This window comes from Eubacterium sp. BL-380-WT-2B, from assembly GCF_009696115.1.
Taxonomy (GTDB): Bacteria; Bacillota; Clostridia; order Eubacteriales; family Eubacteriaceae; genus Eubacterium; species Eubacterium callanderi.
The window spans coordinates 75,583-89,107 of sequence record NZ_VUMP01000003.1 but is presented as its reverse complement, the minus strand read 5'-3'; the positions used below and the strand labels follow the sequence as shown (position 1 = coordinate 89,107).

Genomic DNA, 13,525 nt, shown 5'->3' with positions numbered 1-13,525 from the left:
CCTATTATACGTCATATAAAAAGGCGGGTCAAATTCAACACAAAAAAAGATCTGAAATTCAGATCTTTTTAATTATTTCCTTAAACTATGCTGTCTCTGTTTCATCATAGGCGTTAAGTGCCACCTCTAAAGCGTCAAGCACTGCAAGCCCTACTGCCGGCAGCCCCACCAGCACAGCGTCCCTGACTTCGTCTCTGCTTGCCCCCACCTTCTTTGCCATCATCACATGAAAAGCCAGGCCGCCTGTCATTTGCGCGGCCGCCAGCGCGGAGATATAGGCCAATGCGTGGGTCTTTTTATCCAACGCGCTGTTTTGGGCCATTGCCTGAACAAGCTGTGAATAGGCTTTGCCTACCTCACCCGATTCTTCCATAAACATCTGAAATCCTGTGGTTACTTTCATTAATATCGCTCCTTTTTTAGTATTAAGATCATTTTACGCTGGCTTTCTTTAGTTTATCCCACACCTTTTAAAAGCGTGCCTTCCCTTTTGGGCTACTCCCGGAGGGCAAAATGTGCTAAAATAAAAATAAAAAATGTGCTAAAATAAAAATAAAAAAGGAAAAAGCTGTGTTTGAAATCTGTAATCTGAAATTTAAAAATATTCTGGATATTGAGGCTCTGACCATTGACCGTCCCATCACCTGTATCATCGGCTCCTCGGGCAGTGGAAAAACCACACTGCTCAAGCATTTAAACAAGCTGTATACCCCCGACAGCGGCGCCATTACCTACAACGGCAGCGATCTCGCCGAAATCCCGGCTGTGTCCCTGCGCCGCGAGGTGGTCATGCTCGGGCAGACTCCTGTAATTTACAACGGCGACCTGGAAGAAAATTTACAGATCGGCCTCCGTTTTTCTGAGAAGCTGCCCGCGTCCAGGGACCGCCTGCTAAACGCCCTCGAGCAAGTGAAGCTAAATAAACCCTTGGATGATCCCTGTCTCAGCCTTTCAGGCGGTGAAAAACAGCGCCTCTGTCTGGCACGCGTCATGCTCATGGACGCGGAGGTTTATCTGCTTGACGAACCCTCGGCAGCGCTGGATAAGGAAACGGAGCGTTTTATCATCACCAATCTGGCCGATTTTGTGACGCGCGAAAAGAAAGCGCTCATCATGGTTACCCACTCCGAGGAGGTCTCCGGCCTTTATCCCGAGGGGACCATCCGCATCGAAAACGGACGGACAGGAGGCTACGCCCATGAATAACAGCACCGTTATGGACCTTTCCATTTTTAATCTCGCCATCGCCTATACCTTTGTGCTCCTGCTGCTGGTCATCTTTAAGGCAAGAGGCATCAAACGTGAAAAGATGATCCTCATTGCCACCACCCGCATGACCCTCCAGCTCACGGTGATGGGCTATATTTTAATGTATGTTTTTGAAAATCCCAGCTGGTGGCTGACGCTGCTCATGCTCTCCGTCATGGTTGGATTTGCCATCTTTAATGCTTTAAAACGTGTGAAAACACTCATGAACAAAAAGCTCAGGCAGCTCATCGCCGTATCGATGGTGGCCGGCTATGGCGTCACGGCCATTATTTTCATGCTGGCAGTGCTGCATGTTACCCCCTGGTTCAACCCTCAGTACATTATTCCCATCTCAGGCATGATTGTCGGTAATGCCATGACGGGTATCGCCCTGGGGGCCAACAAGCTGTGCAGCGCCATGCTTGAAAGGCACGACCAGATTGAAAGCGCCCTCATGCTGGGCGCCACTCCCAAGGCCGCAACCCGGGATATCGTCAACGAGGCCTTTGACAGTGCTATTCTTCCCACCATGAACAATATGCTGACCATGGGCATTGTCTCCCTGCCGGGCATGATGACCGGGCAGATCCTTTCCGGGACCTTTCCCCTGACTGCCATCAAATACCAGATCGGCATTATGCTGGCTATTCTGGGCTGCACAGCCATCACCGTGGTTCTGTTTGTCACCCTGGGCTATAAAACCTTTTTTACCAAAGATGCCCAGTTTATCAGCAGCCAGCAGTAGCCTCTCCCTTTAATCTTCTGCCAGCTTACCGCCGCAGCCAGTCTTTGGCTGTGGCTCTTTTACTTTAGGAAAATGAAAACTTTTGAAAACTCCTTGACATTTAAGCATTCTTTGATAGAATTATAAATATTATTAGTTTTAAGTTAAAGTTATTTTAAATTTCAAATGAAAAACAGAGAGGAATTATCCATGTCCATAAAAATTATTACCGACTCAACTTCCGATATCTCACAGGAGGAGGCTAAAAAGCTGGATGTCTCCATTGTCCCGCTTAAGGTTATCGTAGGTGATAACCAATACGATGAAGGGGTAGATATCAGCATTGAGGAATTTTACCCAATCCTTGAAAGCTCAAAAACGCTTCCGACCACCTCACAGCCAACTCCCACGCAGTTCCTCCCTTATTTTGAGGAAGCTAAAAAGGCCGGCGACGACGTCATTGTCCTGCTGCTGTCCAGCAAAATCAGCGGAACAGTTCAGAGCGCAACCCTGGCCAAAAATATGGCGGAGTACGACCGCATTCACATCATCGACACCTTAAACGCCAGCATGGGCCTGCGCCTGCTGGTTGAATATGCCGTAAACATGCGGGCTGAGGGTAAAACAGCCGATGAGATCGTCTCTGTCCTCGACGAAGCCCGCCACCGCCTGGTGCTGCTGGCCATGGTCGATACCCTGGAATACCTGCAAAAGGGCGGCCGCCTTGGAAAAGGCGCGGCCACCATGGGTTCCCTGCTGCGGATCAAACCCATCGTTACCCTGAACCAGGGCAGTCTCGAAATGCTGGCAAAGGCCCGCGGCTTAAAAAACGGCAACAAAATCCTTTCTGAACAGATTGCCAAGGCTCAGGGGCTTGACCCTAACGTGCCCGTCTATCTTGGCTATACCCGGGACAAGGAGCAGGTTATGGACTTTAAAGCCCAGGCCATCCGCGACCACCATCTGGGCAAAATCGAAATGCATCCGGTAGGCTGTGTCATCGGAACGCACACCGGCCCCGGGGCGGTCATCCTTGTCTTTTTAAAAGCGAAATAAGCCTGTAACCTAAAAATCCCCAACCGAATCAAAGAACCCGGCTGGGGATTTTTTATTGTTTAACTGGCTAAAATCGGTCTTAAAAGCAATCCGAACTGCTCCTCAATTCGCGGACCCGGAAAGTTTAACAGGGGCAATGAAAGCTGCATGCTGTTGATAAAAAGAGCCAGATGTCTTGCAAAGGCCGCGGTGTCAGGCAAAACAAACTCGCCCTTTCGAACCCCATACTCCAAAATTTCCCGCAGCATTTCGGAGATACCGTCAAACTGCCACTGAAAGATCACCCGGTCATCGGGGTTTTCAAGAAAGAACTCATAAGCAGCGTTGGATAAGGTCGTTCTCTCCTGCTCAAAGGCACATTTCTGCCGCTTCATATAGGAAAAAAGAATGTCTCTGGCAGACATTTCCTCCCAAATCGCCACCTCTACACGCTCCAGCTCCTCTTTGGCGTCACGCTGGAACAACGCCAGAAAAATCTCCCGGGTCGATCCGTAATAGCGGTATAGTCCACCCCGGCTGATGTCGCAGGCCTCCACAATGTCCTTCATGGTAACGGCGGCAAAACCCTTCTGGATAAAAACATCCCGCGCCTTGTCTAAAATATAATTCCGCTTCATATCAGCCTTCAGTGTACTCATAAAACCTCCAAAACGACATACGTGTCACTTTTAATTATATGTTTTATCCCTTCGTTCGTCAAGTAAAGCATGAGTAGATTTTTGTCAGGCTTCAACAAAAGTTTTTCTCCTGTTTAAGACCAGCAAATCCCTTTTTGGCTTAGGTAATAACAGGTTCTGCCGGAACACCCATCCTGCGGCAATAGTCTACGGTAATATCGTATTGTATGCGGATAACCGCGTACAGGCTTTTTTCCAGGGCGTCTTCATCCTCCTCAAGGTAAGCGTTGAGCGCCCTTTCATAGTTTTCCATAATAGTGCTGACACGACTGCTGTAATCATATTCGGCAGTCTGTCTGTAATGGCTGCCCTTAATCATGATGTTTTCCAGCTGCATGTAAATATGCCGCAGCGTCGGAGATTCCATCTGGAGGATCATTTCATTAAACAGAGGGATCGGCGAATGGTAAGTCACTGTTTTCAGCCGGCTTTCCTGCTGCTCCGGCCCTTTGTTCCTCCGTTTTCCCTTTAACGCCTCACGGACAAAGGTCTTATGGGTAAGCAGGAACGCAGCGCGGGCATCCAGCAGGTTTTTCAGGTCGTTCTGCATCTGCTGGACCGGTATTTTTTCTTTGTCGATCCGGATGGCCTCACGCTTGATGACAACCGCCTTTTTCCCCTGGGAGCGCTCCACCATACCGGTCTCCTCCAGGCTGCCGAGGGCGTTTCGGGCCGTTTTAACCGAAACCTGGAATTCCTCCCGGATCGCATTGAGGGACGGAATGGAATCGCCTATCTGGTATTCTCCAATTTCAATACGTTTCAGGATAACATTAATGATGGAGTTCGTCAGGTTGTGGCGTTCGCTGCTGATAAACCAGTAAAATGGCACCTGTTCCTCTGCCCCCAGCCTGTCATTATACTTTTCGGAATACGCCACAAACTCGCTGTCTCCAAATACTGCGCCCAGCCCCTGCCGCAGCTTATCCAGGCTGCCTTCCTCCATTCCCTGAAAAAAGACCTGCAGGTAAGGCAGAGACCACACTTTAAAGTCCATCATCATTTTTTCTTCAAAAATAATGGAAAACAGGCCGGTAAACTGAACCATCTGCTGATAAAGCTCTTTGATCAGGGGGTTTTTCAGGGTTTCCAGAAGCTCCTCCCAAAAACGGCTGAAGCAAACGACAATGTTTCTGCCGCAGGCTTCCTGATAATCTGCGTAAAGCTGTTTAAACCGGACAATGTCTTCGGGGCCGCAGTTTAAGGCCGCGTAAATCATAATATCCGAAAAAAACAGCGATGTGGCCCGCATCACATCCACGATGGAGCCAACCCGTTTAGACATAAAGTTCCAGTAAAACTGCGAGTTGTCGTCATGCTCCATATCAAAGGTCACAACCGTTCCCTTTCCCTGAGAGGTGCTCACCAAACTGTTGAGTGCCAGCATCTGGACCGCTGTGCGGATGGTAATCTCTGCGACATTATATTCTTCAGCCAGCTGCTTTCTGGACGGCAGAACATCGCCTTTTTTCAGTATTCCCGTCATGATTCTAAGCAGCAGGTTTTCATAAACATAGGTTGCCAAATTCTGGGTGGCTAATTCACTCATACTCTGTCCTCCGGTTCCAGATTACACACATTTAACAGCCTTGATTATACCATAATCGTTCTAAAAAGCCTACAATATTAAAAATATTATTTATAAAACCTTTTTTCTGCAATAAAAAAACTCCCACAAAGCAGAACACACAGCTACGATACCCCCGTTTATTTGTGCTTTTCCTGTTTTGTTGGAGTTAAAAAACACAAGCCCCGCTTATGTTTTTGGCAAATAGTTTGTCAGCATATCTGCGGGCATGGGCTTTGCATAATAAAACCCCTGTACCCGGTCACACTGGTATTTTTTTAATAAAGCTTCCTCTTCCCGGCATTCAATGCCCTCCACATGTGTCTTGATTCCAAGGTTCTTAACCATCTTCAGCATCGAATCCAAAAGGTTCCGGGCACGCTCATCCTCTATACAGCCAGCCAGAAACGATCTGTCAAATTTAATCACATCAAAGCAGGCCTCCCTGAGCAGGCTTATGGAAGTGTTCTCCTTACCGAAATCGTCCAAAGCCAGTGAAAATCCGGCTTTTTTCAGCGCGCTCAGCGCTTTCATGAGCGTTTCATTTTCTGAAAGCTCAAAGGTCTCGGTGAGTTCAATCTCAATGTATTCGGGCGGCACACTGTTGACTTTGCAAATCTCAAGCAGCCTGTCCGCCAGTCCCGGTTCCCCGATATGTCGTCTTGAAATATTTACCGCAATGGGTACTGGTTCCAGGGCCTGCTTTTTCCAGACGCTTAGCACCCGGCAGGCCTGCTCCATCATATAGAAGTCCAGTTTTCTGATAAAACCGTTCTTTTCAAACAATGGAATAAACTGATCCGGACAGCTGATTGGCCCAGCCTCGGGATTGATCCAGCGGACCAGGGCTTCAGCACCGGACAGGCGTCCCGTTGCCAGTTCAAACTGCGGCTGAAGATATATTCTGAATTCGTTATTTTCAATACCAAACTGCATCCGCTTTTCAATCTTGCGAACTTCCTGAAGGTTTTTCCGCATGGCGTTATCATAAACCGCGAAGCCGTCACCCACAGGCCGCTCAGCGCTTTCCAGAGCATAATTTGCCCGTATGAGCCAGTCGTCACCGCTTTCCATATCTTCGTTATACTCACAGAGCCCAAGGCTCACCACTAACGAATAGGGATAACCAATACAGCGTACAAATTCCGCTTCGATCTGCTGCCTCATTGACTCCAGTCTTTCTTTTATGGCATTAACCGGTCCCAGCATCAGCAGGTAAAAACGGTCCTTGAAAAAGCGCGAAATGCTCTCCCCTCTGCCCAGGACTTTTAGTGACTGGTCAACAATAATTGACAGCAGACGGCTGCCATTGCGCATGCCCCAGATTTCATTCACCAATTTAAAATTATGAATATCCATGGCGGTTAAAACCGCTTCTGTTCTTTTTTCCTTCAGGATTTCTCCAAGATGCCGGATAAAAAGCTCCTTCTTTTGCTCCTTTTCCGGCAGACAGTCTGTCTTATATATTTGAGCAGTCATTTTTTGCTCCTTCATAAAAGCCAGCATTTGCTGATATTAAGAGAGAGACAGCATAAGCGCTGTCTCAAAGAAGAGTAAATGGAGGAAATTGGCGCGCTCCTCCACCCGTCGCACAGGGCCGCCCCTGTGCAGGAATGTAAATGTCTATTCAAGCAGAGAGGGAGTCTCTCGAGAATAGCAGACTTTATGCCCGGATTACAGTCCTCGCTCTAAAACAGCGCTATCTTTTATCCTTATAATCCAAGCAGCTATATTATACAGGATTTTCTTTTACAGTGCAATCTCAAAATAAAAAAATCATATCACTATTTACACTGTGATATGATTCTTTTACCTAAATACTATAATTATTGATTTTGTTTTTGGTAATATTTAAAAACATCTAATTACAGCTATCCTTATTTTAAAAATATGTCTGATACTCAACCGACGGCTTATTTCTTAACGCAAAGACGAAAAAGGGTTCTGTCACCGGGAAAATAATACTTAAAATCAGAAACACCAGCGCCTGGTTGGATGTGCCATAAAGGCGGTATAGCCGGTAGTGTGCCGCAAAAGCATAGATCGTGTAGGCAACCCCGTAAAGGTATCCTATAATCGGAATAAAGGCGACTGCCGGTACCAGAATAAAGCCGATGGGCAGCAGAACATGGGCGTTGGAAATTTTAGCGCTGCCAAAATAAACGCGCCGGTTTATGAGCATCCCCAGCAGATAAAGCTGCGCGATGGGGATCCAGGCGGTCCAGGCATGGGGCAGCTCCCTGTTTTTTGCCATTCGGTAATAAGCATATGCTAAAAGCAGGTAAAGCGCAATACCGATCAGAGCAGAGATAACAGCCACCACGCCGGCGGCTGCGCCAAAAAGGGCGGTCATAAAAGTATTTAAAGTATTACTGGTGCTATAATAATCAAGTGATTCCATTTGTTTAACCTCCAATGTAAGACATATCTATCATATACCCTTATCACTTGCTGAAAATCATCCTTAATGCACTGCCACCTGGCCATAATGCACAAAAAAAGAACAGCTTGTGCTGCTCTTGCCTTTTTAAATATCCTGTTTGTATCTTTTCCGACTATGCCTTTTCCTCTCCGTCCATATTTTGGATAAAGCGGACACCGTCCTCCAATTGGGCAATAGCAATGGTGACATACTCTTCAAAAGCCTTCCCATAACTGGTCAGTACCACATTTCTGCCTTTTTTCCTGAACAGAGGAACGCCGAGCTCTTTCTCCAGTCCCGCAATCGCATAGCTCAAGCTTGGCTGACTGATGTTAAGCTCTTTGGCAGCCTTCGCATAATGTTCCAATCCAGCCAGAGTTTTAAAGTAATATAGATGATTAAGATTCATTTTTTCCGGCCTTTCAATAATTTCTTGAATGTATTGATACAATTATACAAAATTCTAGAGATAATGTCAAAAAAAGATATAAAAATAGAAACTTTTCACAACGTTTATTCTTTATTTTCAATAAAAACGCCAGAGAATGTAGCTCTATGCATCTTCTCTGGCTTATTTTGTTATAATCAATCATCCATCGCAAACTTGTTTTCCAGATTTTCCTTTACAGCCCCAAGGTCATCATCCGCCTTTTCAATATCCATTTTGGCGACCTTATAATCCCTCTCAGAAAGCTTCTGGTTTTGATAGTCTGCTTCTATCTGGTTTTCATAATTGTCAATTTTTTGATCCAGGGTGTTGATTCTCTGCATAATCTCGTTGAACTGCTGAGTTTTTTCATTCATATCATTTTCAATGGGCACCACCGTGTCCACTTTCTGCGAGATTTCCGAGGTTTCGCGTTTGAATTCATTGATTGTACTGTCGTTTGAGGCTTCCTCATCCATTTCCTGGGTTCTGCTGTCAGGGGCAGACGGGCTTTCACCAGAAGGCTGTGTCATGCTGCACCCTGCCCCCAAAAATAAAAGAGCAGTCAAAAGCAGCACTAAAACAAAGGATTTTCGTTTCATAGCTTCTCTCCTTTTCATTAATACTGCTTCTGATATACCCTGTTTCTTTCTTATTTAAACTAATTGAACATTTTAAAAATATTCAGCATAACGGTATAGCTTTCACCTGAGAGCTCGTTGATTAACGCTGAAACCGACGGGCTTTCATACCTTGACGGATCATAAAAGTTGGCGGCAAACTGAACGAGAATCTTTTCCTCACTGCCCAGCCCTCCGTTCAGAATTTTGGCGAAGTCAATGGCTGAATCGTTCATGCAGGGCTCGGTTCTGGCCATCAGCTCAGGGGTTGAACTGAAAATATAAGCGCTGACCAGGTATCCCGGCGCCTGGTACACCCTGCCATTGCGGCGGGCCATATCCTTAAATCTTGCTTTGTGAAAATTGTTCAAAAAATAACCATCATTAAAATTCATCTCTGCCTCCAAAAGAAGTGTTTTTTTCATTATAGCACTGCCTGGTTCACGTTAACAAGATACATTTTAGTTCATAAAGGACACACAAATGTCTTAAAGTATGTTATAATATACAGACTGTTAAATGTTTACATGCGGATAGGAGGCATTACACCAATGGGGCAATTGTTAATTGCGTGCGAAACCCTGAAGGATGAAATCCAAAAGGTCATGGATTCACATCAGCTGGAAATACCGGTTCACTGGATGGGAAACTCACTTCATAACGCACCGGACCGCCTGAGAGAAGCCCTGCAGGAAGTTTTAGGCTCCATAACAGACCTCGACCAGGTTTTACTCGGTTACGGTAACTGCGGTAACGGCCTTGTGGGCATTGAATGCCCTGGCGCTGCTATGGTGATTCCCCGTTTTGGCGATTGTATTGATATGCTCCTGAACGATAACTCAGCCCTGGATGAAATACGAAGTAACACCTATTTTCTGACAAAGGGCTGGCTTCGGGGAGAGTGCCCTGTGACAAAGGACCTGAACTACCAGCTTAAACGCTATGGAAAAGAACAGTCAAAAAAAATCATGCGGGTGCTTTTTAAAAATTACACCTACATGATGATGATCCAAACAGGCTCCTACGATATATCAGAGGTGCAGGAGGAGCTTGACGCGTTTTCAGCCCTTACAGAGCTTGAGCTCATCGAGGGCAAGGGCAGCCTGACCATTCTGGAACAGCTGCTGACAGGGAACTGGACAAAAAATTTCTGCGTTATCCCTCCAGGACAGCAGACAACCCTGGAGGATTTCAAATCCCTTACTTTATGAAAAACACAAAAATCCTCCGGCGCCGGCAGCGGATGCCGGGCCGGAGGCCTGCGAACCCTCAGGAAAGGACCGGTAGATTTTACCGGTCCTTTCCTGTTTATTCTACTGTAATCACTTCTACCGGGCAGCTGTCTGCGGCTTCCTGGACACTGTCCTCCAGATTTTCCGGGACTTCTTCCATAATGACTTCAGCTACGCCGGAATCACCCATTTCAAAAACCTCAGGACAAACCTGTGTACATAATCCGCAGCCGATGCAGCCGCTTTCATCAATACTTACATTCATAACATTCAATCCTTTCTGAATCAATTCAACTGACAATAAGTAATTACCCTTTTAAGGCGTTGTCAAACTGGCTTTTCAGAAAATTTCATGATCTCCGCAAGTCACTGCTCTTTAATATAAGCCTTTTCAATTTCTCCCACATACAGGGTGTGGTAATCCCTATCGGCATACCATTTTTCATCAAGCTCCGGCCCAATGGTAAAGCCCTCCGGCCCCATGTCCGTGGCGTAAAGCTTTTTGCAGATCAGAGCGAGATTTCCCTCTTTAAAGTACGGGGCATCATCCGGCGCCAGCGTCAGGCCGCTTTTAGCAATTTTGTCCTCATCCCGTCCTGAGACAGAGCCCAGATAGCCCAGTTCCTTTTTATAGCCTTCATCAAAAAAGGTCAGTGAAAAATACTCTGAGCCATCCACAAATTCTTTTGTAAAACGGCTTTCACGGATGACAATAAAAGCGACATCCTTTCCCCACATTACCCCCAGGCCGCCCCAGCCCGCGGTCATTGTATTGGCTTTTCCATCCTTTTCAGCGGTGATCAGCATCCAATCTTTCGCGATGCGCTTAAATGGGTTCAGGGATAAATCTTCAGTTGTTATTTTTTTATAATCAGACATGGTGTATCACTCCTTTGTTAAAATTATTAATCATTATAAACCTTCTGGTTTAAAAAGTATACCCGTATCAAAAAATAAAAACAGCCAGATCAGCAAATGCCGTTCTGGCTGTTTTCGGCTTAATTTAAATTAAGCAACACTAACGTTTTTAGCCTGTAAGCCTCTTGGACCTTCTTCTGTATCAAAGGTAACTTCCTGACCTTCATTTAAAGTTTTGAAGCCATCGCCTGTAATAGCGGAGAAATGTACGAATACATCATCGCCTTCTTCTCTAGAGATAAATCCAAAACCTTTTTCGCTGTTAAACCATTTTACTGTACCTTTATTCATTTTACGGTACCTCCTAAATTAAAACTTCATTCCAGGAACATATAAATAAAAAAACACATATTTTTGTAAATCATTTCGAAAAGTAAAACCAAAATGACTTGCAAAAATATGTGAAATCAATTGATACTTCCTTGAATACGAGACTTATTATATCCTCTTTTACGCATTCTGTCAATCCCCCAAAGAAAAACTTTTTCTTTTAAGCTTTTTAAATAAAAGCCACTGTCTGAAAGGTGCCAGACAGCGGCTTTCAATATCAGGTATACTGCACCACCGAACGCGTGCCGGCGATGGCGGTCTCAAGCAGAGCGCGTGCCTCTGCCAGATCCTCCTTGACACCCGGAAAGGAAAGGTGCGCAAAGGCGTCCCCCCTGAGCAGAAACTGGTAACAGCCGTACTCTGCTGCCTGAAGCCACTTCAGGGCGTGCAGCACATCCTTTTCCATACCCTCTCCCTTTAAAGCACAGTGCCCAATCCGGGCCGCGATGTTTGGATATTCAGGACAGTCCTCGTCAATTAAGCTGATGGCTCTCCGATACCAGTACACCGCTTTTTTAAAACTCTGGTCCACATACCTGCCGTGGTAGTACATATCGCCGATTTTATACATACCGCAGTGATTGCCCAGGGCTGCTGCGCGCCCGAAATAGTTCCAGGCCTTCTGGTCATCCACATCCACTTCACGGCCGTAATAGTAACAGTAGCCCAGGTTGTTAATGCCCCAGACATCACCGGCAGCGGCAGCTCTTTCATACCATTGCCGCGCTCTGGTATAGTCCTGCTTTATATTAACCCCCTCATAGTACATGGCGCCGATCACTGCCATGGCGTGTCCGTTTCCCTGCTCTGCCAGTGTGTGATACCATGACCAGATACGGTCAAAGGTCTCTTTACTCAGCTTTTGCTTATTGGTTTTATAAAAATAATAATCCGCTGCCTGCTCCATGGCCTCCGCATCACCAGCTTCGGCCAGTCCCGTCAGCAGTTCCAGGGTTTCCTGCTCCATTTATACCTCACTTTCAACATAGCCCAGAGGTGTGTCCACCCCGGCCTTTTGTCCTTCCGCCACACAGATCTCACTGAGAACGCCGCCTGCGGGCGCAGTCACAGCGATGCTCTGCTTTTCAATCTCGCCCTCTGCCACCAGCTCCCCCTGGGCTACGGACGCTCCGGCTTGTTTCTGCCAGTAGATTACAGCCTTTTTATATGTCATGAGCACTGGTTCTTTCTTACATTCACAGGCATTCTCATCCTTGACGACAGGCGATGCCCGGTGGCCGATCAATATCGGGATTTTCATCTTCGCACCTCACATCCTGAAAAAGGGGCAGGCATCCCCTTTGCAGTCTTCATTCACAGTACTGAAGGTGCACTCAATTTCTTCCGGAGCCTCAAGCGTAATGTCTAACGTCTTTTTTAAAAAAGGCACCGCATACTGTAATGCCAGAAAGCAATTGCGCTTGCAGCAGCGCGGACCGTCTATTTCCGCAATCTTCATCAGGCTGCCGGCAGTAATCCGGTTGGTCATGGCCCAGGTTTCCTCCGAATGCGGTGTGGTGCCTGTCAAAATGCTCATAAAAATCCCCAGCCCCACAGCTGCGCCACAGTCGCCGTACAGGCCGCAAAAGCCCTTAAGGACATTGAGCGCCCGTTTTTTTGCTTCCTCCAGGGCTGCGCCAAGAGCCTCCTCCGTTTCACCCTGGAGCCGGTACACTGCGGTCAGCATAACCGCTGGTACCAGATAATGGTGATAAGGATAATGCATGGGAAATTCCGGATGCCTCATAATCTGGACCGCCAGCCTGGCCGGCACAATGGGCTTACCCATCCTAAAAGCGCCGAGACATTCCTCCGTAATATAGGCATAGCCATCAAAACATGGTTCCATTTCTTCACTCCTCATTATTAGACTAAATCCAATGTTATTTCTATTATAATAAGTCTCCCAGAACGCGTCAAGGAGACTTTTAATAAAGTCTTAAAAACAGCGTGGATATACCAGTAAAATTTCATAAAATAAAATAAAATTTTGGATATCGTGTTGATTATACCTCAATAAGGGTATAGAGTATATATAGAAAAACATAACAAGCAAAGGAGATGCTAACGATGAGTAATGAAAAAGAACGTAACGATGAAATTATGTTTGGTGCGGATGTAAAGGATGATCCGGCAAGAACCGGTGAAAAAACCAAGGAACAGGAACGCGATGACGAGGTATTTTTCGGTGCTAAGGTGAATGAAAAGGAAGATAAGCCACTTTCCAGCGAAGAACAGGAACGCGCAGACGAAGTTCAATTTGGCGCAAAAGTGAAAAAATAAACAGAAAAAACTCCTGAAGTT

Annotated in this window: 19 protein-coding genes; 5 read left to right on the top strand and 14 right to left on the bottom strand. The window is 46.2% G+C overall.

The window, feature by feature from the left end:
* Positions 1–85: 85 nt before the first annotated feature.
* Complete coding sequence (locus FYJ53_RS06495) at positions 86–403, bottom strand: carboxymuconolactone decarboxylase family protein (RefSeq protein WP_013379708.1); 318 nt, start codon at positions 401–403, stop codon at positions 86–88.
* Between the two features lie 167 nt (positions 404–570).
* On the opposite strand from FYJ53_RS06495, the gene FYJ53_RS06490 reads away from it, so the two are divergent.
* The 3 genes from FYJ53_RS06490 (at position 571) to FYJ53_RS06480 (ending at position 3,028) form a co-directional block, all read left to right on the top strand.
* Positions 571–1,206 carry an ATP-binding cassette domain-containing protein gene (locus FYJ53_RS06490; RefSeq protein ID WP_041690123.1) on the top strand — a complete coding sequence of 212 codons (636 nt, stop codon included), beginning with the start codon at positions 571–573 and terminating at the stop codon, positions 1,204–1,206.
* Complete coding sequence (gene fetB, locus FYJ53_RS06485) at positions 1,199–1,993, top strand: iron export ABC transporter permease subunit FetB (RefSeq protein WP_013379706.1); 795 nt, start codon at positions 1,199–1,201, stop codon at positions 1,991–1,993. The genes FYJ53_RS06490 and fetB overlap by 8 nt, the downstream gene beginning before the upstream one ends.
* 189 nt (positions 1,994–2,182) lie before the next feature.
* A complete protein-coding gene (locus FYJ53_RS06480; protein ID WP_013379705.1) occupies positions 2,183–3,028 on the top strand; it encodes a DegV family protein in 846 nt (281 codons plus the stop codon).
* 59 nt (positions 3,029–3,087) lie between these two features.
* Here FYJ53_RS06480 and FYJ53_RS06475 read toward each other — a convergent pair whose 3' ends face one another.
* From FYJ53_RS06475 to FYJ53_RS06445, 7 genes are all read right to left on the bottom strand, one after another.
* Positions 3,088–3,666, bottom strand: a complete 579-nt coding sequence (locus tag FYJ53_RS06475) for a TetR/AcrR family transcriptional regulator (protein WP_013379704.1) — start codon at positions 3,664–3,666, stop codon at positions 3,088–3,090.
* A 139-nt stretch (positions 3,667–3,805) separates the two neighbouring features.
* The gene (locus tag FYJ53_RS06470) at positions 3,806–5,254 is read right to left on the bottom strand and encodes a GntR family transcriptional regulator (RefSeq protein WP_073382313.1); all 1,449 of its coding nucleotides are present in this window, start codon (positions 5,252–5,254) and stop codon (positions 3,806–3,808) included.
* Positions 5,255–5,461: 207 nt separating this feature from the next.
* On the bottom strand, positions 5,462–6,751 hold the full coding sequence (locus FYJ53_RS06465; RefSeq protein ID WP_041689839.1) for a bifunctional diguanylate cyclase/phosphodiesterase: 1,290 nt from the start codon (positions 6,749–6,751) through the stop codon (positions 5,462–5,464).
* 403 nt (positions 6,752–7,154) lie between these two features.
* Positions 7,155–7,673, bottom strand: coding sequence for a hypothetical protein (locus FYJ53_RS06460; RefSeq protein WP_013379700.1), 519 nt, complete (start codon positions 7,671–7,673; stop codon positions 7,155–7,157).
* 154 nt (positions 7,674–7,827) lie between these two features.
* Positions 7,828–8,103, bottom strand: coding sequence for a LysR family transcriptional regulator (locus FYJ53_RS06455; RefSeq protein ID WP_081474280.1), 276 nt, complete (start codon positions 8,101–8,103; stop codon positions 7,828–7,830).
* 176 nt (positions 8,104–8,279) lie between these two features.
* A complete protein-coding gene (locus FYJ53_RS06450) occupies positions 8,280–8,723 on the bottom strand; it encodes a hypothetical protein (RefSeq protein ID WP_013379698.1) in 444 nt (147 codons plus the stop codon).
* Between the two features lie 59 nt (positions 8,724–8,782).
* The gene (locus tag FYJ53_RS06445) at positions 8,783–9,136 is read right to left on the bottom strand and encodes a hypothetical protein (RefSeq protein ID WP_041689838.1); all 354 of its coding nucleotides are present in this window, start codon (positions 9,134–9,136) and stop codon (positions 8,783–8,785) included.
* Between the two features lie 156 nt (positions 9,137–9,292).
* On the opposite strand from FYJ53_RS06445, the gene FYJ53_RS06440 reads away from it, so the two are divergent.
* Positions 9,293–9,952: a DUF1638 domain-containing protein gene (locus FYJ53_RS06440; protein WP_013379696.1), complete on the top strand. Its 660-nt coding sequence runs from the start codon at positions 9,293–9,295 to the stop codon at positions 9,950–9,952.
* 97 nt (positions 9,953–10,049) lie between these two features.
* On the opposite strand, the gene FYJ53_RS06435 is transcribed toward FYJ53_RS06440, so the two are convergent.
* From FYJ53_RS06435 to FYJ53_RS06410, 6 genes are all read right to left on the bottom strand, one after another.
* The gene (locus FYJ53_RS06435; RefSeq protein ID WP_013379695.1) at positions 10,050–10,238 is read right to left on the bottom strand and encodes a ferredoxin; all 189 of its coding nucleotides are present in this window, start codon (positions 10,236–10,238) and stop codon (positions 10,050–10,052) included.
* Between the two features lie 101 nt (positions 10,239–10,339).
* Positions 10,340–10,852, bottom strand: coding sequence for a flavin reductase family protein (locus tag FYJ53_RS06430; protein WP_013379694.1), 513 nt, complete (start codon positions 10,850–10,852; stop codon positions 10,340–10,342).
* 129 nt (positions 10,853–10,981) lie between these two features.
* Positions 10,982–11,182 carry a cold-shock protein gene (locus FYJ53_RS06425; protein WP_013379692.1) on the bottom strand — a complete coding sequence of 67 codons (201 nt, stop codon included), beginning with the start codon at positions 11,180–11,182 and terminating at the stop codon, positions 10,982–10,984.
* Between the two features lie 256 nt (positions 11,183–11,438).
* Entirely contained in the window at positions 11,439–12,188 is a 750-nt protein-coding gene (locus FYJ53_RS06420; RefSeq protein WP_013379690.1) for a tetratricopeptide repeat protein, read from the bottom strand.
* The gene (locus FYJ53_RS06415) at positions 12,189–12,482 is read right to left on the bottom strand and encodes a lipoyl domain-containing protein (RefSeq protein ID WP_154557219.1); all 294 of its coding nucleotides are present in this window, start codon (positions 12,480–12,482) and stop codon (positions 12,189–12,191) included.
* Positions 12,483–12,491: 9 nt separating this feature from the next.
* A complete protein-coding gene (locus FYJ53_RS06410; RefSeq protein ID WP_154557218.1) occupies positions 12,492–13,070 on the bottom strand; it encodes a DUF5714 domain-containing protein in 579 nt (192 codons plus the stop codon).
* Positions 13,071–13,291: 221 nt separating this feature from the next.
* On the opposite strand from FYJ53_RS06410, the gene FYJ53_RS06405 reads away from it, so the two are divergent.
* Positions 13,292–13,504: a hypothetical protein gene (locus FYJ53_RS06405; protein ID WP_013379687.1), complete on the top strand. Its 213-nt coding sequence runs from the start codon at positions 13,292–13,294 to the stop codon at positions 13,502–13,504.
* The last annotated feature ends 21 nt before the right edge of the window (positions 13,505–13,525 follow it).